Here is a 21,761-nt window from a genome sequence, read left to right on the forward strand (position 1 = left end):
AAGATTAACGAATAGGGTCAGGATCTGCTATCCCATGATGGGAAGGTCAAGCCCTATTTGCACGGTGTGCAGAGCTTGCTTGAAGACTTAGCGCACCACGCAGTCGATGGCGGCCGCCTTGGTGCCGCCGGCAGGGGCGCCGCCGCTTGAGGGCGATGGCAAAAAGGCCGGCGGCAGCGTGAACGGCAGGCCTGGATTGACGGGCAACAACACAGGCGGCTGCCTGAAGTTGGGTGTAAAGCCAAACTGGCCCGGAGCAAAGCTTTGCGCGCCAGCCGGATTGCTCACCTGAATCAGGCCGTCAAGCACGTGCACATACAGGCCCGGAGCCAGGCCTGGTCCTGCCGATGGCGCCGCCGTTGGCAACGGCATTGCCGAAGGAGCGACATAGCTGGCAATAAACGTCGTGCCGCGGATGCCAATGGTGGCGGCCGGCGTCTTCATCTCGAAGCGCTCCTTGTTGCGCTTGCCCAGCAGGCCCGTGACGGAGCGCAAGCCTCCCTTGAGCAAGCTGAAGATGGCATGGTCGCCATCGGGCTGCTCGGCCGTGTAGCTGAATTGCTCGATCACGAAACTGGTGTTCGGCTTCAGCGTGATTTCGCTATTGTCGATCAGCTTGATCAAGGCATAAGTCTCCTTTTCCGTCAGCAAGGTATCGCCCTGCTCGACCTCGGACTTGATGGCCAGGATTTTCACCTTGCCGTCCATCTTCTTGGCCATCAGCGGACCACTCAATTGCATGACGGTACCGGCCACCTGTCCGGCCCAGGCGTGCGCACCCACGCATGTCAGGGCCAGCCACAGCAAGGCCTTAATTGCAGTACATTTTTTTAGCGGCATCATCGAATTTGTATCCTGTGGGTTTATCTTTGGCGTCGGCAACATCCTTGCTGTCTTTCTTCTTGTCGTCCGGCTTGGCTTGCGGCGCGGACACGAGCGTATCGTTGGCACGATCGGCTTGCTTGATGATGCGCAAGGCATCATCGATGGCCGCGCTCGTGGCGGCGTCGATCACAGGCTTGTCGATGGTGGTCGCTGGCAGGAAGATGGCGTCCGCCATGCTCACCGTGCCATTCGGCGCCAGCAAGGTCACGCCGCTGCGCTGGCGGTTGATGCGCACGCCCGAGCCTCCCGTGATGCTGCCCGTTTTCGCCAGCACGCTCATGCTGGCCGCTGCCGGCAAGGTAAAACTTGCCGTGTCCGCAAAGCGTACGTTAGCGCCCGCGCTGGCGCTGACATTGCCGCCGCCAGCGATCTGCGCATTGCCGCCGACATTGATGTCGCGCCCCGCCGTCATGCTGACATTGCGCGCCGCCGCCAGTTGCGCGCCATCGCCCAGCAGCACGTCCGTGCTGGCATCGAGCGCAATGTCATTGCCTTCGATCTTGCCGACGACGGTGACGGGACTGTGCGCCGTCACGCTGACGTTGCCGCCATGCGCATTGATATTGCCAACCGCGACGCCGCCCGTGTTGTCGATAGCGATATTGCCCGCGCCCGTGGTGAGCGTTCCCAGGGTCAGGGTGCCCGGCGCCGAGGTATTGTTCAGCGTAATCCCGCCCCCCGCGCTATTGCTTGCGGTAAAACTGCTTAGCTGGTTACCCGCATGGCCCAGCACAATGCCATCGCGCGCTTGCGCAGTGACGCTGCCGGCGAGCAAGGCGCCATCCTGGCCGATGGCGCCGTTCAGGGCGCTCAATATCACATCATTCGCCGCCAGGCTGGCGAAGCGCAAATCGCCAGCCGCTTGCGTGATGGCCAGCTGGCCCGCCAGCCGGATGGCGCCGGCCGTCTGATTAAAACTGTTAGCGACGAGCAAGTTGCCGTTGCCGCTCAGCACGCCGCCGCCTTGCGCGTAACGATCCGCCGACAGGCTGCCGTTCAGCAGCAAGCTGCCGCCATTGACTTCCAGGCTGCCCAGCAGGGAACGGTCCGGCGCATTCTCGCCGAGGGTCAGGCTGCCGCCCGTCAACAGCAAGCCCGTCGCCGAGTTCAGGTTTTTCAGGACGGTGTTGCCGGCCGCCGCACTGTACGTGACGATGCCCTTGCTGTTGCTAAAGTCGACGGCCAGCACGTTCGCGCCCTCCGGCACGACGCCGCCGTCCCAGTTGGCCGCATCGCTCCACAAGCCGCTGCCGCTGCCGACCCAGGTCGACAATTGCTTTTGCGCAATCGATGCCTGCGCCGTGCCGCCCGTCGTTTCCAGGGTGTAATTGCCCGCATCGGCGCCCGCCAGACGGAAGCCGCTGGCCGTCACCAGTTTTGCGGCACCCGCATTCTTGTCGGCAAAGCTGCCGCTGCCGCCAACCACACTGACCACATCCTGGCCCAGTACGCCGCTCGCCGTGGCGCTGACTGCCGCATTCGTGCTGCCGTCATACACCTTGCCGGCGGCGCTCAGGCCAGCCAGGGTCAGGCTGGCGGGCGTAATGCTGGCCAGCAAGCCCGTCGGCAGGACGATAAAGTAATTGTCCGCATCGGCGCCCGTCAGCGCCGCGCCAGCGAGCTGCACGGCTTTGCCTACGCCCACGTTCTTGTCCGCAAAGTTGGCCACTGCCGAGGCCACCAAACTGTCGCCGGCGACACGGTCATCGCCCAGGCTCAGCTGCGCGCCCGTCGTGCCATCGTAGACCTTGTTGCCGACCACGCCGGACAGGTTCAGCGCACGCGCGCCGATATCGGCCGTGGTATTGCCCGCATTTCTATTGAGCACGTAGTTGCCCGCGTCGTCGCCGCTCAGCACCACATTCGTCACATGTACTGCCTTGCCCACACCCGCTTTTTTGTTGCCAAACGCGGCATTGCCCGCCACCGTCAAGGCGTCGCCCTGGATGCGGTCGTCGCCAAAGTTCACTTGCGCGCCCGTCGTGCCGTCGTAGGTCTTGTTGACGCCATTAAAACTCACGGTCAGGGTGCGCGCCGTGATGTCGGCCGTGGTGCTGCCCGCATTTCCATTGAGAACATAGTTACCCGCATCGGCGCCCGTCAGGTGGCCGGTCGCCACTTGGTAATCAACCGTTTTGCCAGTGCCGACATGCTTGTCGCGGAAGCTGCCCTGCAGGCCGGCCATGCCGACCTGGTCGCCCGAAACCATGCCTTCGAAGTAGCCGTTCAGGCCAGCTTGCGCGGTGCCGTCGTAGACGCGGCTTTGCGCGCCCGTGACGCTATAGTTCAGCACGCGCGCCGTGATGGCCGCCGTGCCGTCCGCCGTCGTCGCGGCCAGGCTGTAGTTGCCCAGTTCATTGCCGCCCAGGGCCAGGCCGCTCGCGTGCACGGCCTTGCTGCCGCCCGCATTCTTGTCGAGGAAGGCGGCGCTGCCGCTGATGCTGATGTTGTCGCCCGCCACCACATTGCCCAGCACGAAATTGACGCCGTCGTAGCCCAGGTTGCCGTCATAGATCTTGCCATTACCGCCGATGCTCACCGTCAGCGCGCGCGGCGTGATGGCGAAGGTCGTCGTGCCGCCCATCGTGATGTCGTACTTGGTCGACCACAGGCCCGTCGCCGCATAGCTGCCCACGTTGCGCGCGTTGCCGCCGAAACCGAGACTGCCATTCACGCCAGTGTCGCCGTCGAGCAATCCCACATAGCCGATCGCGCCGAGGAAGGCGGCCAGCTGGCCATCGTAGACCTTGCCCGCGGCATTGCCAGAAAGATTCACTTGCAGCGGCTTGAGGAAAGCCTTCAGCATCGGCGTCGTGTAGCCTTCGTAGATGCGCCACACGCTGCTGAAATTGTAGTCGTTGAAGCTGCCCTGCTGCTGCATCTGCACCGTGCTGCGGCCGCTGGAGCCGCCTGGATCGGTCTGCACCAGCGACGTTTCATAATTGAAAAAACCATAGCTGAACGGGGAACCGGAGGACACGCGGCCGACTACCGCGCCCACGGCCGCATAGCCGTTGCCAGTCACGGCGCCGCTGCTGAAGACATGGCTGACGCTGCCCGTGCTTTCACCGACCAGGCCGCCCATGTTTTCCCAGGCCAGGATGGGATCGGCAACGCCGGCCCGGCCCACGGCGCCGCTGGCATACGCATCATCGATGCTGCCGCCGTTCAGGCCCACCAGGCCGCCGATGCTGCGCGCGCCAGTGACATTGCCGGTGGCATAAGACTGGCTCAGCGCGCCCTGATTGTTGCCGACCAGGCCGCCGATCATCTCGCGCGCGCCCGTCACCACGCCGGTGGCGTACGAGGTCGTGATGCTGGCGCTGGATGCATTCCATCCCGCCAGGCCGCCGATGGCGCCGCCGCCATCGGCATTGACGCCGGTGACGGCGCCACTGCTGCTGGACATGGTGATGGCGCCGCCGTTGCTGCCCACCAGGCCGCCGACATTGCGCTGGCCGCTGACGGAAGTGCTGCTGTTCACGCCGTCGATGATGCCGCTGACGACCTCGCCCGCCAGCGCGCCCACATTGGCCGTGCCGGTGACGCTGCCGCCGCTCAGGGTCAGGTTGCGCAAGGTGCCGCCCTGGACGGTGCCAAACAGGCCTGCCGCCGAACCGGACCGTCCACTGCGGTCGATTTTCAAATTGCTGAGAGTAAATCCGCCGCCATCGAACACACCGGAAAAACCGCCGCCGCTGCCGGCGATCGGCACAAAACCCTGGCCATCGTTCCAGTTCGCGGTGCCGCCGGCGTCGATATTGCCGGCCAGGCGATAGCTGTTGCCGAAGCCAAGGCTGCCGATGCCTTGCAAGCCATGGATATCGGCGATCAGATAGGGTGAGGACGCGCCGCCGTCGCCGCCGACCGCGCGCAGGAAGCTGGCGCCGCTGCCGATGGCAAAGCTTCTGGCGCTGAACCCTGGCAGGACGGCCGCGTTTTGCACCCAGCTTCCGCCGTCGAGCACAAAGCTGCCGTCCACCGTCACGGCGCCCGAGGCCGTGATGGCGGAACCTGAATTGAGGTGCAGATCGCCGGTTCTCGCGAGCGCATCCGATATCCGCATGCCGCCCGTGTTCGTGCCGTCGCCGATGGTCAGCGACGCGGCCGAGATGCCGGCCAGTTCAACCGCGTTCAAACTCAGGGCCGCACCCGATTTGGTGCCCAGGTCGATGCTGCGCGCACTGCTCAAAGGTTTGATGATCACGTTCGCGCCGCCGGCCGTGCCGCCGAAGTTGAGCGTGCCGTTAATGCCGATATTGTCTGCCTGCAGGATCACCGTCTGGCCGGCAATGCCGCTGCCCTGCAACTGATCTCCGCTACCGGTCAGGTCGATAGCACCGCCCTGGAAATTGCTGATCAGGCTCAGATGGCCGCTGCCGACATTGACCACGCCGGCGCCACTCACGCCAGCGCCGGACAGATAAACGCTACCGCCATTGCTGGTGATCGGTGCGGCCAGATTCACATGCGAGCCAACGGCGCCAACGCTGCCGCTGCTGGCATCATTGGCCAACAATCTGACGGCTCCGCCATTGGTGCTGATGGATGCGTTGACATTGATCGTTTCGCCCGCCTGCGCCGTCAGGCCCACGCCTTGCTGCATGATATTGATGGCGCTGTTGAAATTGATGCGATGCGTTGCCTGCAAGGTGACGTTGCTGCTGGCGCCAGAAATGAGGTCGGCGCCGATGCTGGCGTTGCCAGTCGATGGCGCATCGGCGAACTGGTCGACGTCGCCCAGTTGGCCGTCCGAACCGGCGATCACGGTGATATCGTAAGGATCGAGCAGCCAGTTGCCGCGCTTGCCGCGCGCCGCGCTGGTATCGACCCGGATGCCGTCGACGGCCAGGTAGTGGCCCGAGGTTTCCACGAAGCCACCGTCGCCGCCCTGGGCGCCGCCGCGCGCGGAAATGCTGCCGTGCACCTGGGCCGATTCATTGCCCCAGGCGATGACCTTGCCACCGTTGCCGCTGACAATCGCATCGGCATTGACGCTGGAGTCCTTGCCGACGAGCACCTGGCGTGCATTCTGCACGGCCGCGTTCTTGCCCTGGTAGTCGCCGCCCAGCAAGACCGTGCCGCCGCCCGCCGCGCCGCTGGCATCGACCTTCGCATTGCCCAGTAAACCCACCTGCTCGCCCAGCACGTGAATCTGGCCGCCCGTGCCAGCCGCGCCCGTGGCGCTGGTGACGCTGCCCGCTTCGAGCAGCGCCTTGCCGCTGGCCTTCAGAACGATCCTGCCGTTCTCGCCGACGACGGCGCTGTTGGCGTTGAGCACGCCGCGCTGGCTGACCAGTGCGCCGGCCATGCCGATGCTGCCGCCCTGGGCGATGATCTGGCCCAGGTTCAGCGCCTGGTCGGTCGGCGCCGAAACGAGCACGCGCAATTGCGGATTGCCGGGGTCGGCCAGCTGCACGCTGCGCCCTGCCGCCAGGATCACTTCACCGTTCGGCGCCGTGATGATGCCCGTGTTTTCCACGTTCGGCGCGATCAGGAGCACTTGCCCGCCCTTGCCCGCGTTGATGGTGCCAGCATTGCCGACGCCGCCGGCCACGCCGCCGGCCGTGAACTGGCGCTTGCCGGCCAGGAAATCCTCGTTCGTCATGCCCAGGCTGGAAGCCACCAGCCCGTTCACGTCCACTTTCGCTCCCTGGCCGAAGACGATGCCGTTCGGGTTGATCAGGAAGACCTTGCCGTTCGATTCCAGGCTGCCCAGGATCTTGCTGGGGTCTTGTCCCGTGATGCGGTTGAGTACGGCGCTATTGCCGTTTTGCTGGATGAAGCGCGTGATTTCGCCCGCATGGATGGAAAAGCTCTGCCAGTTGATGATGGTGTTGGGCGTATTCGTGATCGAGAAGATGTTGCCCTGCTGGTTGAACGTCGCCTGTCCGTTGACCACCTGCGGCAAAGCGGGGTTGGCCTGCGCCGCGCCGAAGCAGCCGGCCAGCAGCAGCGCCAGCGCCGTGCGGCGCAAGGGTGGTGCAAACGGTGGTGTCAGGATGAAAACGGAGGCGTGTTGAACGTGGTTGTGCATGGTGTTCATCCTGATACTAGTAGGCCAAGGCGAGGCGGAAATGCAGGCGGTTGGCATCGCGCTGTCCCGTGTCGCCGCCATTGACGACATGGGCGTAATCGAGTTGCAAATTGGCGTACCGGCTCAGCAGCAAACGCAGGCCGAGCCCGGCGCTGCCGATGGCCTGCGACGCGCTTTCGCCGGGCAACCCATGGTTGCGGCGCAGCCATGCCGTGTCATAGAAAGCCAGCGCGCGGCATTGGTAGCCGAGCGCCTGGCCGCACCAGTTCGGCGTGTACCATTCCAGGTTCAGGTTGGCGCCCGAATCGTTCGATACCTCGCGCTCGGCAAAACCGCGTACGGACGAAGCGCCGCCGGCGCCGAACTGTTCGCCAGGCACCAGCGCATCCGGCGTGACTTGCGCGTTGACGAGCGCGCGCCATTGCCAGTCGCTGGCCAGCACGCGCCCCGTGCTGGCGCTCAGGCGCAAGGTGTTGTAGGCGGCCTTGGCGTGTGCGCGCACCCGGTCGAAATCAGCTTGCGCGCCGTGCTTGCCACCGGGAATGTTATGCGCGAAGGTGACCGCCACGCTGGTCTCGCCCGTGGGCAAGGTCCAGTTGCCGATGTAGCTGACGCTGAGCGGGTGCACGGTGACGTCGGCGCCCAGCTCCATGCCGAACAGCTGCACGCTGTTGCGGTAGGCCTTGTAGTCGACGCCGTACACGAGCTTGGGTTCGAAATCGCCGCTGCGGGCAAAGTTCTGGTTGTAGCGGATGCCGGCCATGCTGCCCTGGCCGCTGACGGCCAGGTCGACAATGCCGGCCGAGACGCTGCCCGAATCGACGTTCGAATAGCTGGCGAAAAAATCCATCGAGTCGCCCAGCGCATACAGCGGCAAATGGTAGCCAGCGCCATACACGCCCACCTTGTCCGGCTTTTCCAGGCTGCTCGTGTATTGCAGGCTGGCCACGTGATCGCGGCCGAACAGGTTGGCATGCTGCAGCACCACGCCCACGTGCGTCTTGCCCGTTTGCGCATTGCCCGTATTGTCCACATTGAGCATGGCTTTCCACGGCTTTTCATCGGCCACCGTGACGATGGCGTCGATGGCGCCGGCCGGCTCGTCGGCCTGCAGGCGCACTTCGATCTTGCGCGCGGGGTTTTCATTGGCCAGCTTCAGGCTTTGCGACAGGGCCGGCACGTTCGGCGTCTCGCCTTCGCGCAGGGACGGCAAGGCGCGCCGCACGTTGGCCTCGTCGGCCCAGGCATTGCCGCTGATGGCGAGCTTGCCCAGCGGCGTTTGCAGCACGCTCAGGCGCACCACGCCCCGCTCCAGTTCCTGTTCGGGCAATTGCACCTGCACGGCGCTGTAACCGCGCTCGCGATAAGCCGCTTCCAGCGCCTCGACGGCGCGGGCGATATCGGAAAAATCGCGCTGCGCTCCTGTAAAGGGCGCCAGCAGAGCGTCCACCTGCGCGGAGGTGAGCAGGGTATTGCCCTGGACGTCGAAGCGGAGGATCTCGAAGCGCGGCACGCCGTCGTCCTGCGCGGCAGGGACGGCCTCATCCACGGAAACGGCAGCGCCGGCGGCGCCGACGGCGAACAGCAGCGCGGAACCCGCAAGCAGGTGCACCAAACGATATGTCATGTGAAGGATTTCTTGTGTAACCGGACAAGCGCGCGGCCCGCAGGCGCCTGCATGTCCGGCAATGGATTGAAGACAAATTTTAGACGGCTTTTAGTTTCCAGTCAGAAATTTCTAACATTTCTCCGCGATTTTCATCGCAGCGCAACAAACCATGCGCGCAGCAGGATAAAAATGCCGCAATCGCTAGCATTTTCCGGCGCGCTGACAGCCTTACTTGCTGTGTAATTCCGTCACGCCATCCCAGTCGGCCGGCGGTGGCGCGTCGCGGTACTGCTCCAGGCGCGCCGCGTACAGCCGGTACAAGCCGTCGTCGGGAAAGTCCGCCTGCAAACGAGCCAGCTGCGCGCCGGCCGCCGCCCAGTCGCGCGCGCGCAACCGGGCCAGCGCCGCGTGCCAGCGTTCGAGCTGCGCCAGTTCGGCGGCGGGGGCGCCGGCCAGCAGGCAGCGCGGCTCGAAGATGGCCACCGCTTCCTGCTTGCCCAGCACGCGTATGCGATCGAGTTCGCGGTACAGGAAATCCGGCGCGGCGGCGCGCGTGGCCTGGCCCACCACGATGCCCACGCCATACAGCTTGCTGGCGCCTTCCAGGCGCGCGGCCAGGTTGACGCTGTCGCCCATCACGGTATAAGCGCGGCGAATGCGCGAGCCCATGTCGCCCACATGCATGGCCCCCGTATTGAGGCCGATGCCGATGCGCAGCGCCGGCCAGCCGCGCGCGCAAAACTGCAGGTTCAGCCGCGCCGCGCTGGCCTGCATCAGCAGGGCGCTGGCCACGGCCCGGCTGGCGTGATCGTCAAAGGCGACTGGCGCGCCCCAGAACGCCATCACGGCGTCGCCGATGTATTTATCCAGGGTGCCGCCATGGCTGTCGCGGATATCTTCCGACATCGCCGTCAGGTAGGCGTTGATGTATTCGCGCAGCGCGGCCGGCGCCAGCTGCTCGGAAATGGCTGTGAAACCGCGCACGTCGGCAAACAGCACCGTCAGTTCGCGGTTCTCGCCCTCCATCGTGTAGCGCTGCGGATCGTCGGCCATCTCGGCCACCAGTTCGGGCGCCACGTATTCGCCGAAACGTGCCACCAGCGCGCGTCCCTTGCGCACCTCGAAAAAGTAGCCCCACGCCAGGTTGGCGATGAACAGCGCCGCGATCAGCAACAGCAGCACGGCGCCGCCCAGCACCAGGTCATGCGCGGTGTACAGGTACAGGTTGATGCCGATGGCGGCCGCCAGCGCGCCCAGCGTCGCCAGCATCACGCCGGCCGGCGGCAGCACGGCCAGGGCGCCCGCCAGCAACAGGCCAAACAGCACGATCTGCACCAGTTCCAATGCCAGCGCATAGTCGGGCCGCGCCTTGAAGCGCCCGTCGAGCATGGACTTGATCAGGTTGGCGTGCACTTCCACGCCCGGATATTCGGCATTCACGGGCGTGGCGCGGATATCGTTCAAACCGGGCGCCGTGGTGCCCACCAGCGCGATGGCGCCCTTCAGCAGCGCGGCAGGCACCGTGCCGGCCAGCACCTCGGACGCCGAGACATAGCGGAAGGCGCCGCCATCGGGGCCGCCCGCGCCGCGGTACTGCACCGTCGTCGTCAAGGCTTCGCCGACGGGGATCGCCAGCGCGCCACGCGGCGTAAACAGCATGATGTGTTCGAGCCCGCCGCCGGCCAGCTCGCGCGCCGACAGGGTGTCGGCCGTGCCCGTGAAACGGGGAGCGATGGCGCGCGCCTGCAGGTAGACGGCGACGGTGGCGAGCGACAGCGACGGGTAATAGCCGTCGCCGATACGCTGCAACAGGGTCGAGGAACGCACGACGCCATCGGCATCGGTCAGCGCCGTGAAGATGCCGGCGCCCTGCGCGGCCGCCTGCAGGGGCGCGATATTGGCTTCGTAGCCGCGCGCCACGTAAGCCGTCACCGTGCGGCCATTCAGGTCGGCGACGGTGAAGGCCGGCTTGGGCAGCACGCCCTTCCTTTGCTGCTCCGAGACGCTGTAGCCGAGCACCACGGGCTGGCCGCGCATGGCTTCGGCGAACAGGCCATCGTAATCCATGGCCGGGCGCAGTTTTTCCAGCTGCGCCGTCAAGCCGGCCACGCCAGCCAGTTCGCCCTGCGCCAGGCCTTGCAGCACGGCGTAGCCGGAACTGGTGTCCGCTTCGGGGAATGCAATGTCAAAGCCCAGCGCGGCCACGCCGTAATGGCCCGTAAGCTGGCGCACCAGGCGCGCCTGGACGTCGCGGCTCCAGGGAAAACGGCCCACGCGCGCCAGGCTTTGCTCGTCGATGTCGACGATGACGATGCGGCGGTCGAGCTGCGGCGTCTCGGCCCGCATGCGCCAGTCGCCCAGCATGGCGTCCAGCCGCGCAATCGTGTCATTGCCGGCCAGGCACAGCACGGCCGCCGCCACGCTCAGGAATATGCCCAGCAGCGTTCGCGCCCCATGCTTGCGCCAGGCCAGCGACAGCTTCAAGGGGTATAGCCCGGAATGGCCGCCTCGTCGACGGCATCGATCTGGCTAGGATGCATGTGCTTTTCAGCGAAGGTCAGATAGACTTTGCTGCGAATGAAAACGTCGAACAGCTCCGGGTCGATATGCCCGTTCAGGCTAAAGTTACCCAGGATGCGCAGCGATTCGGACAGCGACTTGCCCTTCTTGTAGGGGCGGTCGCGCGCCGTCAGCGCCTCGAAAATGTCGGCGATGGCCATCAGGCGCGCCGGCACCGACATCTGCTCTTTCGTCAGCCCGCGCGGATAGCCCTTGCCATCCATGCGCTCGTGGTGGCCGCCCGCATATTCCGGCACCTTTTGCAGGTGCTTGGGCCACGGCAGCGCTTCGAGCATGCGGATCGACACGCTGATATGGTTGTTGACGATGGCCCGCTCGGCCGCCGTCAAGGTGCCGGCGCGGATGGTCAGGTTTTCCGTCTCGTCGGCGTCGAGAAAATCGCGCAGTTCGCCATCGGCCGCGCGCCAGCGGCGCCTGGCGATCTGCCGCACGCGCTCCTGATCGGCCTGCGCCATGCTTTCGCCGCCGACGTTCACCGTGCGGATGAAATCGCGCTCTTCGCGCAGCGCCGTTTGCTCCAGTTCCAGCGCGCGGGCGATGGCGTCTTGTTGCTGCGGCTGCGCCGCCTGCTGGCGCAGGGCCGCGATCTCGGCGTCGCGCAGCAGCACTTCGTAGCGCGTGTCGATCAGGGCGATGCGGTCGAAGATCGTTTCCAGCTTGGTGGCCTTGTCGACCACGTGCACGGGCGTGGTGATCTTGCCGCAGTCGTGCAGCAGCCCGGCCAGCCACAGCTGCTTGCGCTCGCTGTCGCTGAGCCGGAAATCGGCCAGCGGCCCCGTTTGCGTGGCGTGCGCGGCATCGGCCAGCAGCATCGTCAGCTCGGGCACGAACTGGCAGTGGCGGCCCGTGTACGGCGACTTTTCATCGATGCCGATATTGATCAGGGTGACCAGGGACTCGAGCAGCTCTTCCAGCTGCGAGATCAGCAATTGATTCGTCAGCGCCACGCCCGCCTGCGCGGCCAGCGCCTCGATGAAGCGCTGATCGGTCGAGGAAAAGGCGCGCACCTGGCCCGTCTCGCCATCCTTGGCATTGACCAGCTGCAGCACGCCGATCAGGTCGCCCTCGTGGTCGCTCATGGGCACCGTCAAAATCGATTGCGTGTGGTAGCCGTGGTGGCGGTCGAACTCGCGCATGCCGGAAAAATTGAAGCCCTCGTCGCGGTAGACGTCGGCGATATTCACGCTGCGGCGCAGGTTCGCCGCATACGCGGCCACCGACGCCAGATTAGGCTGGCCGGCGGCGTCGTACAGGGCCACGCCCGGCAAGCCCATGTCCGCGCCCTGCGCGATGCCCAGGCTGTCGTTGACGCTGATGTCGAACGCCAGCTGGCGGCCCTCGGCCACGGGCCGGTACAGGGTCGCGCCATCGGCGCCGCTCATGCTTTTTGCCAGCAGCACGATGCGCTGCAACAGCGCGCCGATATCGTGCCCCTCGCCGCCCAGGCCGTGGCCGAGCGCGACACTGAGTTCGGTCAATTGCTCCAGTCTGTGGGCGATTTTCTCAGGGTGCAACTGAGGCATGTTGGTGGCAATCAGGTAAAGAAAAGGGAAACCGGCAAGCGCCAGTGTAACGGCCGTCCCGCGCACTGTACATTACTTAGTTACAACAAAATGAAATAACTTTCCGTATCGCAACACGCATAAATGTTGCCGCCAATCTTATTAATTAGAATAGAATCAACAATAATTACACCGTAACAAGGTACTGAATGAAATTCACGTTCAGGGGCGTGCGCGGCTCCATCCCCTCCCCCGGCCCGCGCACGGCGCGCTACGGCGGCAACACCACGTGCATCGAAGTGCGCACCGACAACGATAGCCTGATCATTCTCGATGCGGGCAGCGGCATCTTCTCGCTGGCGCAGCACCTGCCGCCAGGCGAACCCGTCGACGCGCACGTCTTCATTACGCACAGCCACTGGGACCACATCCACGGCCTGCCCATGTTTTCGCCCCTGTTCGTGGCCGGCAACCGCATGCGCCTGCACGGTGCCCACGATGCGGCCGCCGGACGCGGCATCGAGCACGTGATGGCGGTGCAGCTGCAAAACAGCTATTTTCCCGTCAGCGAAGCGGCCATGGCGGCCTGCATCGAGTACCGCACCCTGGCACCCGGCGAAGCGGTCGAAGTGGGCGGCGCGCACGTGCGTGGCGCGGAAATGAACCACCCCGTCGTCAACCTCGGCTACCGCATCGACTGCGGCGGCGCCGCGCTGTTTTTCAGCGGCGACCATGAACCGTTCTACAACCTGCATCCGCCCGGCCATGCCGAGCATGCGGCCTGCGCGGCGCGCAATGCGCAGCGCCAGGCCGGCATCGACGCGCTGGTCGCCGGCGTCGACGCGCTGATCATGGATTGTTCGTACACGCGCGAGGAATACCCGGGCAAGCAGGGCTGGGGCCACGGCACCTTCGACGCCGCCTTCGACCTGGCCCTGCGCTGCGGCGCGCGGCGCCTGTACTGCACCCACCACGAACCGACCCGCAGCGACGAACAGCTCGAAGCCGTGTTTGCCGACGTGATGGGCCGCTATGCGAGCCGCCTGGCCGGCTTGCAGGTGTTCCTCGCCTGCGAGGGGCTGACGGTGGAATTGGCCGGCGCATAAAAAAAGGGAGCCGCAAGGCTCCCTTTTTACTGGCGTTGGCTATCCATCACATGATGTGGTGGCCAATCCACCAAGCGACTGCGGCAACAAACGCGGAGGCAGGAATCGTGAAGATCCAGGCCCAGACGATATTGCCCGCCACGCCCCAGCGCACGGCCGACATTTTTTGCGACGAGCCGACGCCGACGATGGCGCCCGTGATGGTGTGCGTGGTCGACACGGGAATGCCCAGCGCCGTCGAGACGAACAGGGTGATCGCGCCACCCGTTTCGGCGCAGAAGCCGCCCACCGGTTTGAGCTTGGTGATCTTCTGGCCCATGGTCTTGACGATGCGCCAGCCGCCGAACAGGGTGCCGAAGCTGATGGCCGTGTAGCACGAGATGATGACCCACATCGGCGGCATGGCATCGGCCGCGCTGGAATAACCGGCGGCGATCAGCAGCATCCAGATGATGCCGATGGTTTTTTGCGCATCGTTGCCGCCGTGGCCCAGGCTGTAGGCGGCGGCCGATACCAGTTGCAAACGGCGGAACCACTTGTCGACCTTGCGCGGCGTCGAACGCACGAATATCCACGACACGAGCAGCATCATGATGGAACCGAACACGAAGCCCAGTACCGGTGCGATGACGATGAAGGCGACGGTTTTCCACAGGCCGGCCGCGACCAGCGCGCCCGTGCCGGACTTGGCGACAGCGGCGCCCACCAGGCCGCCGATCAGCGCGTGCGAGGACGACGAAGGAATGCCGTAGTACCAGGTAAACAAATTCCAGAAGATGGCGCCCATCAGCGCGCCGAAGATCACGTACTGGTCGATCACGGCCGGATCGATGGTTCCTTTGCCCACCGTGGCGGCCACGGTCAGCTGGTGGAACACGAAGATGGCGACGAAGTTGAACGTGGCAGCCATGGCAACCGCGGTCTGCGGTTTCAATACGCCCGTCGAGACCACCGTGGCGATCGCGTTGGCGGCATCGTGGAAGCCGTTCATGAAGTCAAACAGCAGCGCGAGGACGATCAACAGGCCTAGCACGTAGATGCTGATTTGTATGGTCATTGTAGTTTCTTTTCTGATTCTGGTTCAGGACAGGCCCAACGCTTACGCGTTTTCGACGATGATGCCTTCGATAATATTGGACACATCTTCGCAACGGTCGGTCACGGTTTCCAGAATTTCGTAGATCGCTTTCAGCTTGATCAGATTGCGCACGTCCGGCTCGTCGCGGAACAGCTTGGACATGGCGGCGCGCATCACGTGGTCGGCGTCCGACTCCAGGCGGTCGATCTCTTCGCAGATGGCGACGATCTTGCGCGAGTTGTCCATGTTGTGCAGCATGGCGACGGCGTCGCGCACTTTTTCGGTACAGGCCAGCACCAGTTCGGCCAGGCGCTTGGCTTCCGGCGTGACGGCTTTCAGGTCGTACAGCGAGACGGTTTGCGCCGCATCTTCCAGCAGGTCGAGGATGTCGTCCTGGCGCGTGATCAGCTGATGGATGTCATCGCGGTCGATCGGCGTGATGAAGGTCTTGTGCAGCATTTCCACGGTGGCGTAGGTGACTTTGTCCGCCTGTTTCTCGATGCTTTCGATCGCATGTACGCGGTTTTCCAGGTCGTCGAAATTGGTCATCAGGCCGAGCATCTCTTTCGCGCCCTTGACGCACAGTTCCGCGTGCTGGTTAAACAATTCAAAAAACTTGCCCTCAGTGGGCATCAAGCGTCCAAACATGTCATTCTCCGTTAAGCATTGAGTCGTGTTATTTACTACAGAAAGCCGCCCCGTATGAGGGGGCGGCCAATGGAATATCAGTGCTGCTGTGTTAGTCGCCTTGGTAAAGCGCCAGGCCACCACTGTAATTGCCAAATTTGGTGTACTGCCCCATGAAGGTGAGGCGGATGCTGCCGATTGGACCGTTACGTTGTTTACCGATGATGATTTCGGCCGTTCCCTTGTCTGGCGAGTCGGGGTTATACACCTCGTCGCGGTAAATGAACAGGATCACGTCGGCATCCTGCTCAATAGCGCCCGATTCGCGCAAGTCGGACATGACGGGACGTTTGTTCGGGCGTTGTTCCAGCGAGCGGTTCAGCTGGGACAGCGCGATCACGGGGCAACCGAGTTCTTTCGCCAGGCCTTTCAAGCCCCGTGAAATCTCGGAAATCTCCGTGGCGCGGTTGTCGCCCGGCGTATTGGCCGACATCAGCTGCAAATAATCGACGATGATCAGGCCCAGCTTGCCGCATTGACGCGACAAACGGCGCGAACGGGCGCGCAATTCGATGGAATTGAGCGCCGGTGTTTCATCGATGTACAACTGCGCGTCGTTCATCTTCTGAATCGCATTCGTCAGGCGCGGCCAGTCTTCGTCGTTCAGGCGGCCAGTACGCAGACGGTGCTGGTCGAGCTGTCCGACGGAGCCGAGCATACGCATGGCCAGCTGGGCGCCGCCCATCTCCATCGAGAACACGGCCACGGGCAAGCCGCTGTCGATGGCCACGTTTTCGCCAATGTTGACGGAAAACGCCGTCTTGCCCATCGATGGACGGCCCGCCACGATCACCAGATCGCCCGGCTGCAGACCGGAGGTCATGCGGTCGAGATCGATGAAACCGGTGGGCACGCCCGTGATTTCACTCTGGTTGTCGCGGCTGTACAGTTCGTCGATGCGCTCGACCACCTGCGTCAGCAGGGGCTGGATGGCGGTCCAGCCCTGGGCGCCGCGTGCGCCTTCTTCGGCGATGGCGAAAATCTTCGATTCGGCCTCGTCAAGCATCTGCTTGACTTCCTTGCCTTGCGGGCTGAAGGCCGTGCCGGAGATATCGTCGGCGACGGTGATGAGTTTGCGCAGCACGCCGCGGTCGCGCACGATCTCGGCGTAACGCCGGATGTTCGCGGCCGATGGCGTGTTTTGCGCCATGGCGTTCAGGTAAGCGAGTCCGCCCACATCATCGGCCTTGCCGAGCTGGGTCAGGGTTTCAAAAACAGTAATGACATCGGCTGGCTTGGAAGCGTTAACCATCTTGACGATTTGCTCGAAGATGATGCGATGGTCATAGCGATAGAAATCCTCCGCATGCATGAAGTCGGCGATGCGGTCATATGCGGCATTGTCGCGCAGCAGACCACCGATAACGGATTGTTCTGCTTCGATCGAATGCGGCGGAATACGGAGGGAATCCAGTTGCGGATCAGAGGGGGCGTTCATGGCGCGAATTATACCCGCTTCGGCGTGCTGGCAAAAATAAAGGGCTGAAATTGAGCGAAAAAAAGGCCACAAAAAAGCCGGGCGAACCCGGCTTTTCATCGTGCGGCAATGCTTGCGGGCCAGGCCCGCAGACAATTACGCGTTCGCGTCTGGAACGACAGCGATAACAACTTCCACAACCACGTCGGTGTGCAGAGCAACCGAAACGTTGTGCTCGCCAACGATCTTCAGCGGGCCGGTAGGCATGCGGATTTGTGCTTTTTCAACAGCAAAACCTTGCTTGGTCAGCGCTTCAGCGATGTCGAAGTTGGTGACGGAACCGAACAGACGGCCATCAACACCAGCTTTTTGAGCAACTTGAACGGTCAGGCCGCTCAGTTTTTCGCCCTGGGCTTGCGATGCGGCCAGTTTGGCGGCAGCAGCTTTTTCCAGTTCGGCGCGCTTGACTTCGAATTCAGCCACAGCGGTTGCCGTAGCACGACGTGCCAGGCGTTGCGGGATCAGGAAGTTACGTGCGTAACCGTCTTTGACTTTGACGACTTCGCCGAGGTTACCGACGTTAACAACTTTTTCTAACAGAATGATTTGCATAGTTCTTCTCCAGGAATATCTGACCGATTAAGCGTGGTGCAGATCGGTGTATGGCAGCAGCGCGAGGAAGCGAGCGCGCTTGATTGCGGTGTCAACTTGGCGCTGGTAGTGCGCTTTGGTACCGGTCAGGCGTGCTGGCATGATCTTGCCGTTTTCTTGGACGAAGTCTTTCAGCGTGTCGACGTCTTTGTAGTCGACTTGCTCAACGTGAGCTGCGGTGAAGCGGCAGAACTTCTTGCGTTTGAACAACGGGTTTTGCTGTTTGCGTTTTTCTTTAAGCTTGAGCTTATTTTTGTCGAACTTTTTACCGAATGCCATGTCAGGCTCCTGTATCTAAAATGCGCTAGTCAGAATTGACTGCACTAAAATCAATGATGTGAAACACCAAACTCTTGCTGTTGCGGCTCTTCCTGGCCAGGAAACCCGTGAACTGATACACCCCGCCCAAGCTTGCCTGGCTGAACCGGCCTGAGATTTCGCCAGCGGCTAGCGCGGCAACATCAAACTCGGTCAAACGGGCAATCCCTGCTTCCATCTGCTGCGAACTGTGTTGCAATACTGCATTCACAATCGGCAGCCCTGCCGGGGTATAGCGCAATATTTCGCGCTCGGCAATGATGGCGGTGACTTGTAGCTGGTTCAGCGCACGATCCTGGTCAAGAATTAAGCTGCTGCTGCGGCTGGAGCGGCTGCTGGTGCTTCGGTGCGGTGGCTTTTGGCCGCGTCTTCGCGTTGTACCGATTTCATCATCGGCGAAGGAGCTGTTTCAGCTTTCTTCATTTTAACGGTCAGGTGACGCAACACGGCATCATTGAATTTGAATGCTGTTTCCAACTCGACCAGGGTCTCGTTGTCGCATTCGATGTTCAGGCAGATGTAGTGTGCTTTAGGCAGCTTTTGGATCGAGTAAGCCATTTGACGGCGGCCCCAATCTTCCACGCGGTGAACCGAACCGCCGCGGGTGGTTACGCTGGCTTTGTAGCGTTCGATCATCGCGGGCACTTGCTCGCTTTGGTCCGGATGGACGATAAAGACTATTTCATAATGACGCATGCAAACTCCTTCAGGTCGGATTGATAATCGCCCACCCCGGCGTCAAGACGGGTGTGGGAAGGTCAGCCGAAGATTATAACCGCCTTTTGCAAACGTTTCAATCATTCCTTCCATCAGCGTCCGAAAAGACCGTGCGCCAGCGTGCTTTCCGCCCATGGCCGACTATTTCTTGCGAAATTCGCCGAAAACACGGAAATCCCCTTGCATAGTGGACGATACTGTACAAAAATACAGACTGTTCATATAGACAGCATTTTAGTATGCACCCACCGCTCATGATCAAGCTGACAGCACGACAAGAACAAATCCTGAACCTGATCAAGGACGCGATTGAAAACACGGGCTTTCCTCCCACCCGTGCCGAAATCGCCAATGAACTGGGTTTCAAATCGGCCAATGCGGCCGAAGAGCATTTGCAGGCCCTGGCCCGCAAGGGCGCGATCGAGATTTCGCCCGGTACCTCGCGCGGCATTCGCCTGATCGGCGCGGCCGCCGAAGCGGCGCCCTCGAAAGTGCCGGCGGCCCTGCTGATGTCGCTGCCGCTGATCGGCCGGGTGGCGGCAGGCTCGCCCATCCTGGCGCAGGAAAACCTGGAAGCGAGCTACAACGTCGACCCGGCCCTGTTCTCGGCCAAGCCCGACTTCCTGCTGAAGGTACGCGGCTGGTCCATGCGCGACGCCGGCATCATGGATGGCGATTTACTGGCCGTCAAAAAGGTCGACAGCGCCAAGAACGGCCAGATCGTCGTCGCCCGCATCGGCGACGAAGTCACCGTCAAGCGCTACAAGAAAACGGGTTCCGTCATCGAACTGCTGCCGGAAAACCCGGACTTCAAGGTGATCACCGTATCGCCGGAAGACGAGTTTGCTTTGGAAGGACTGGCCGTCGGACTGATGCGCAGCTGGCATTAAGAGGGAAAGCGCTTGCATCATACCTGCGAGCGCTTAATTCCCCATCCTATTGCGCACATCGGCAAGACTGTCTTACTTGCTTGGCAAAGGACTGGTCACCCATTGCGGCGTGTTCGCGGTACGTGAGCGATTCAGTTCACTCATTTCATTTTCTGTCTGAATTTTTTTATTCTCCGCCAAGAGATACGCCTCTGTTTTGGCGTGCCACTCATCGCGCTGCGCCAAGATATTTTTTGCCAGCTCACGCCCTTCGGCACTCACCCTCGCATAGGCTGCATCCATGCGCAGCTTGGCCTTTTCAAATTCCTGCTCATTCATCAATGCCTCAATAGCAGATGGAATAGCTTTTCCAGGCGGCAAAGAAGCATTCAGGTTACTGACAAAGTTGTTATAGCACGTCATCCAGGCATCAACACTCTCGGCTACATCCCTGATCTGACGCTTGGTTTTGGAGAACTCAGGGATCACCGGAGTGACACACTTGCTCTTACTCAGGGCAACATCCTCGCCAGCATATGCGTTGACATAGTAATCAATATCGCCTTTTCGCGCGACACGGTTAGCCATAAGGGCAAGCGCGGCTTCGGCATTCTTGTTGCCCGCCTTGGATGCCTGCCCAAACCATTGGCCGGCTTGCGCGGCATCAACGCCCACCCCTTCACCATACAGATACATCTCACCCAAATGAAATTGAGCCTCGGCATTCCCAGCCTGAGCCAGCTTCTTGTACAAATCCAAGGCTTGCGGATAAGCCTTGGATTGCAAGAATTTATTCGCATCCGTCAGGTCATCAGCATATACTGCGCAAGAAAATAATAAAAAAACACTCAATACAATTTTTTTCATTCTCACTCTCCAATTAAGAAATAGATACATATGCTTTAATTACACTTAAATGTAATCTTTTTCTCGGAAAAGTGAAACCTTATTCTTCTTTCAATGCTTGCTTGAAGTCACTCAGCAGATCGGCCTCATCCTCGATACCCACCGACACGCGGATCAGCGATTCGGCAATGCCCATGCTGGCGCGGCGCTCGGCGCCCATCTCATAGAAAATCGTGTGGGCGACGGGAATGACGAGGGTGCGCGTGTCGCCCAGATTGCTCGCTGGAATAGCCAGATTGAGACGATTGAGGAAATCGAAGCAATCGATGCCATCCTTCAGCTCAAAGCTGAACAGCGAACCATAGCTGCGGAACAAGTCGGTGGCCAGCGCGTGCTGCGGGTGCGACGCCAGCCCTGGGTAATGCACTGCCGCCACGCGTGGGTCGGCGGCAAGCATGGTGGCCAGCGCCAGGGCGTTCGAGCAGGTGCGGTCCATGCGCAAGGCCATGGTTTCCGCGCCGACGGCAATATGGTGCGCCGCTTCCGGCCCCAGCGAGGCGCCGAAGTCGCGCAAGGCCTTGGCGCGGATTTGCGCGATGCCCCATTGCGCGGGCGCCGCCTTTTTGTAATTCTCAAAGATATTCGGATATTGCGTCCAGTCGAACACGCCCGTGTCCGTCAAGCTGCCGCCCAAGGCATTGCCGTGGCCGCCGATGGATTTCGTCAAGGCATTGACCACCAGGCCCGCGCCCACGGCTTTCGGGCGGAACAGGTAAGGCGTCGTCATGGTGTTGTCGACGATGTACAAAATGCCCTTCTCGCGGCACAAGTCACCGATTTTTGCCAGGTCGGCGATTTGCGTGCGCGGGTTGGCGATGGTTTCCACAAAGACGATGCGCGTGGCCGGCGTGATGGCCGCCGCCACGTTGGCGACATCGGTGGCGTCGACGAACGATACGCCGATGCCCTGCCCCGTCACCGTTTGCCACAGGCTGTTGGTGTTGCCAAACAAAAAGGCCGACGACACGACATGGTCGCCTGCGCGCAGCAAGGATTGCACCACGGCGCCGATGGCGCCCATGCCGGTGGCGAAGCACAAGGTCGCCACGCCGTCTTCCATCTTGTTGACCTTGTCTTCCAGCGCGGAGACAGTCGGATTGCCCTGGCGTCCGTAGCGGAAACCCGGCTCCTTGCCCTGGAACACGGAAGCGAGCTGGCGCGCATCGGCGTAACCGAAGGCAACGGAAGTGTGCACGGGCTTGTGCAGGGAACCGTGCTCAATGCCCTTGCGGCGGTCGTTATGCAGGATGGTGGTGGTAAAGCCGTAGGTTTTTTTGGTGGTCATGGTGAGAATTCCGAATATTCGATTTGCCGCGTAACCCCAAGGCAAATGCTGGGGTCAGTCCCTCCGGGATCGGAATGCGCACCACTGGCGCGCATTCCCCCGACGGGTCTGACC

The 21,761-nt window shown here is 62.3% G+C and carries 16 protein-coding genes; 2 read left to right on the forward strand and 14 right to left on the reverse strand.

The window, feature by feature from the left end; all coding sequences use genetic code 11:
- Positions 1 to 87 precede the first annotated feature (87 nt).
- From P9875_RS22685 to P9875_RS22705, 5 genes are all read right to left on the reverse strand, one after another.
- A complete protein-coding gene (locus P9875_RS22685; protein WP_255206285.1) occupies positions 88 to 843 on the reverse strand; it encodes a FecR family protein in 756 nt (251 codons plus the stop codon).
- The gene (locus tag P9875_RS22690; RefSeq protein ID WP_278316667.1) at positions 812 to 6,922 is read right to left on the reverse strand and encodes a YDG domain-containing protein; all 6,111 of its coding nucleotides are present in this window, start codon (positions 6,920 to 6,922) and stop codon (positions 812 to 814) included. The genes P9875_RS22685 and P9875_RS22690 overlap by 32 nt, the downstream gene beginning before the upstream one ends.
- 16 nt (positions 6,923 to 6,938) lie before the next feature.
- A complete protein-coding gene (locus tag P9875_RS22695) occupies positions 6,939 to 8,549 on the reverse strand; it encodes a ShlB/FhaC/HecB family hemolysin secretion/activation protein (protein ID WP_278316668.1) in 1,611 nt (536 codons plus the stop codon).
- 210 nt (positions 8,550 to 8,759) lie between these two features.
- Positions 8,760 to 10,895 carry a CHASE2 domain-containing protein gene (locus P9875_RS22700; protein WP_423221860.1) on the reverse strand — a complete coding sequence of 712 codons (2,136 nt, stop codon included), beginning with the start codon at positions 10,893 to 10,895 and terminating at the stop codon, positions 8,760 to 8,762.
- Between the two features lie 116 nt (positions 10,896 to 11,011).
- A complete protein-coding gene (locus P9875_RS22705) occupies positions 11,012 to 12,634 on the reverse strand; it encodes a GAF and HD-GYP domain-containing protein (protein WP_278316670.1) in 1,623 nt (540 codons plus the stop codon).
- Positions 12,635 to 12,822: 188 nt separating this feature from the next.
- Between P9875_RS22705 and P9875_RS22710 the strand changes: the two genes are divergently transcribed.
- Complete coding sequence (locus P9875_RS22710) at positions 12,823 to 13,719, forward strand: MBL fold metallo-hydrolase (RefSeq protein WP_278316671.1); 897 nt, start codon at positions 12,823 to 12,825, stop codon at positions 13,717 to 13,719.
- Between the two features lie 46 nt (positions 13,720 to 13,765).
- Here P9875_RS22710 and P9875_RS22715 read toward each other — a convergent pair whose 3' ends face one another.
- The 7 genes from P9875_RS22715 to rpsF all read right to left on the reverse strand — a co-directional run bounded on the left by P9875_RS22715 (position 13,766) and on the right by rpsF (position 18,566).
- On the reverse strand, positions 13,766 to 14,776 hold the full coding sequence (locus P9875_RS22715; protein ID WP_034783457.1) for an inorganic phosphate transporter: 1,011 nt from the start codon (positions 14,774 to 14,776) through the stop codon (positions 13,766 to 13,768).
- A gap of 42 nt (positions 14,777 to 14,818) precedes the next feature.
- Complete coding sequence (locus P9875_RS22720; RefSeq protein WP_010400015.1) at positions 14,819 to 15,445, reverse strand: DUF47 domain-containing protein; 627 nt, start codon at positions 15,443 to 15,445, stop codon at positions 14,819 to 14,821.
- A 91-nt stretch (positions 15,446 to 15,536) separates the two neighbouring features.
- The gene (locus P9875_RS22725; RefSeq protein WP_034750488.1) at positions 15,537 to 16,922 is read right to left on the reverse strand and encodes a replicative DNA helicase; all 1,386 of its coding nucleotides are present in this window, start codon (positions 16,920 to 16,922) and stop codon (positions 15,537 to 15,539) included.
- A gap of 135 nt (positions 16,923 to 17,057) precedes the next feature.
- Positions 17,058 to 17,513 (reverse strand): 50S ribosomal protein L9, encoded by a 456-nt coding sequence (gene rplI, locus P9875_RS22730; protein WP_034783456.1) that lies wholly within the window; start codon positions 17,511 to 17,513, stop codon positions 17,058 to 17,060.
- A 27-nt stretch (positions 17,514 to 17,540) separates the two neighbouring features.
- The gene (rpsR, locus tag P9875_RS22735; protein WP_010400024.1) at positions 17,541 to 17,831 is read right to left on the reverse strand and encodes a 30S ribosomal protein S18; all 291 of its coding nucleotides are present in this window, start codon (positions 17,829 to 17,831) and stop codon (positions 17,541 to 17,543) included.
- Between the two features lie 25 nt (positions 17,832 to 17,856).
- A complete protein-coding gene (gene priB, locus P9875_RS22740) occupies positions 17,857 to 18,156 on the reverse strand; it encodes a primosomal replication protein N (RefSeq protein WP_034783455.1) in 300 nt (99 codons plus the stop codon).
- 20 nt (positions 18,157 to 18,176) lie between these two features.
- Positions 18,177 to 18,566 carry a 30S ribosomal protein S6 gene (rpsF, locus tag P9875_RS22745; protein ID WP_034750499.1) on the reverse strand — a complete coding sequence of 130 codons (390 nt, stop codon included), beginning with the start codon at positions 18,564 to 18,566 and terminating at the stop codon, positions 18,177 to 18,179.
- 275 nt (positions 18,567 to 18,841) lie between these two features.
- On the opposite strand from rpsF, the gene lexA reads away from it, so the two are divergent.
- Positions 18,842 to 19,477 carry a transcriptional repressor LexA gene (gene lexA / locus P9875_RS22750; RefSeq protein ID WP_035821024.1) on the forward strand — a complete coding sequence of 212 codons (636 nt, stop codon included), beginning with the start codon at positions 18,842 to 18,844 and terminating at the stop codon, positions 19,475 to 19,477.
- Positions 19,478 to 19,549: 72 nt separating this feature from the next.
- Here the strand turns inward: lexA and P9875_RS22755 are convergent, their stop codons facing one another.
- Both P9875_RS22755 and P9875_RS22760 read right to left on the reverse strand, forming a co-directional pair.
- Entirely contained in the window at positions 19,550 to 20,323 is a 774-nt protein-coding gene (locus tag P9875_RS22755; protein WP_278316672.1) for a tetratricopeptide repeat protein, read from the reverse strand.
- A 79-nt stretch (positions 20,324 to 20,402) separates the two neighbouring features.
- Positions 20,403 to 21,647, reverse strand: coding sequence for a cystathionine gamma-synthase family protein (locus P9875_RS22760; RefSeq protein WP_278316673.1), 1,245 nt, complete (start codon positions 21,645 to 21,647; stop codon positions 20,403 to 20,405).
- Positions 21,648 to 21,761 lie beyond the last annotated feature (114 nt).

The organism is Janthinobacterium rivuli (assembly GCF_029690045.1).
GTDB classification, from domain to species: domain Bacteria; phylum Pseudomonadota; class Gammaproteobacteria; order Burkholderiales; family Burkholderiaceae_D; genus Janthinobacterium; species Janthinobacterium rivuli.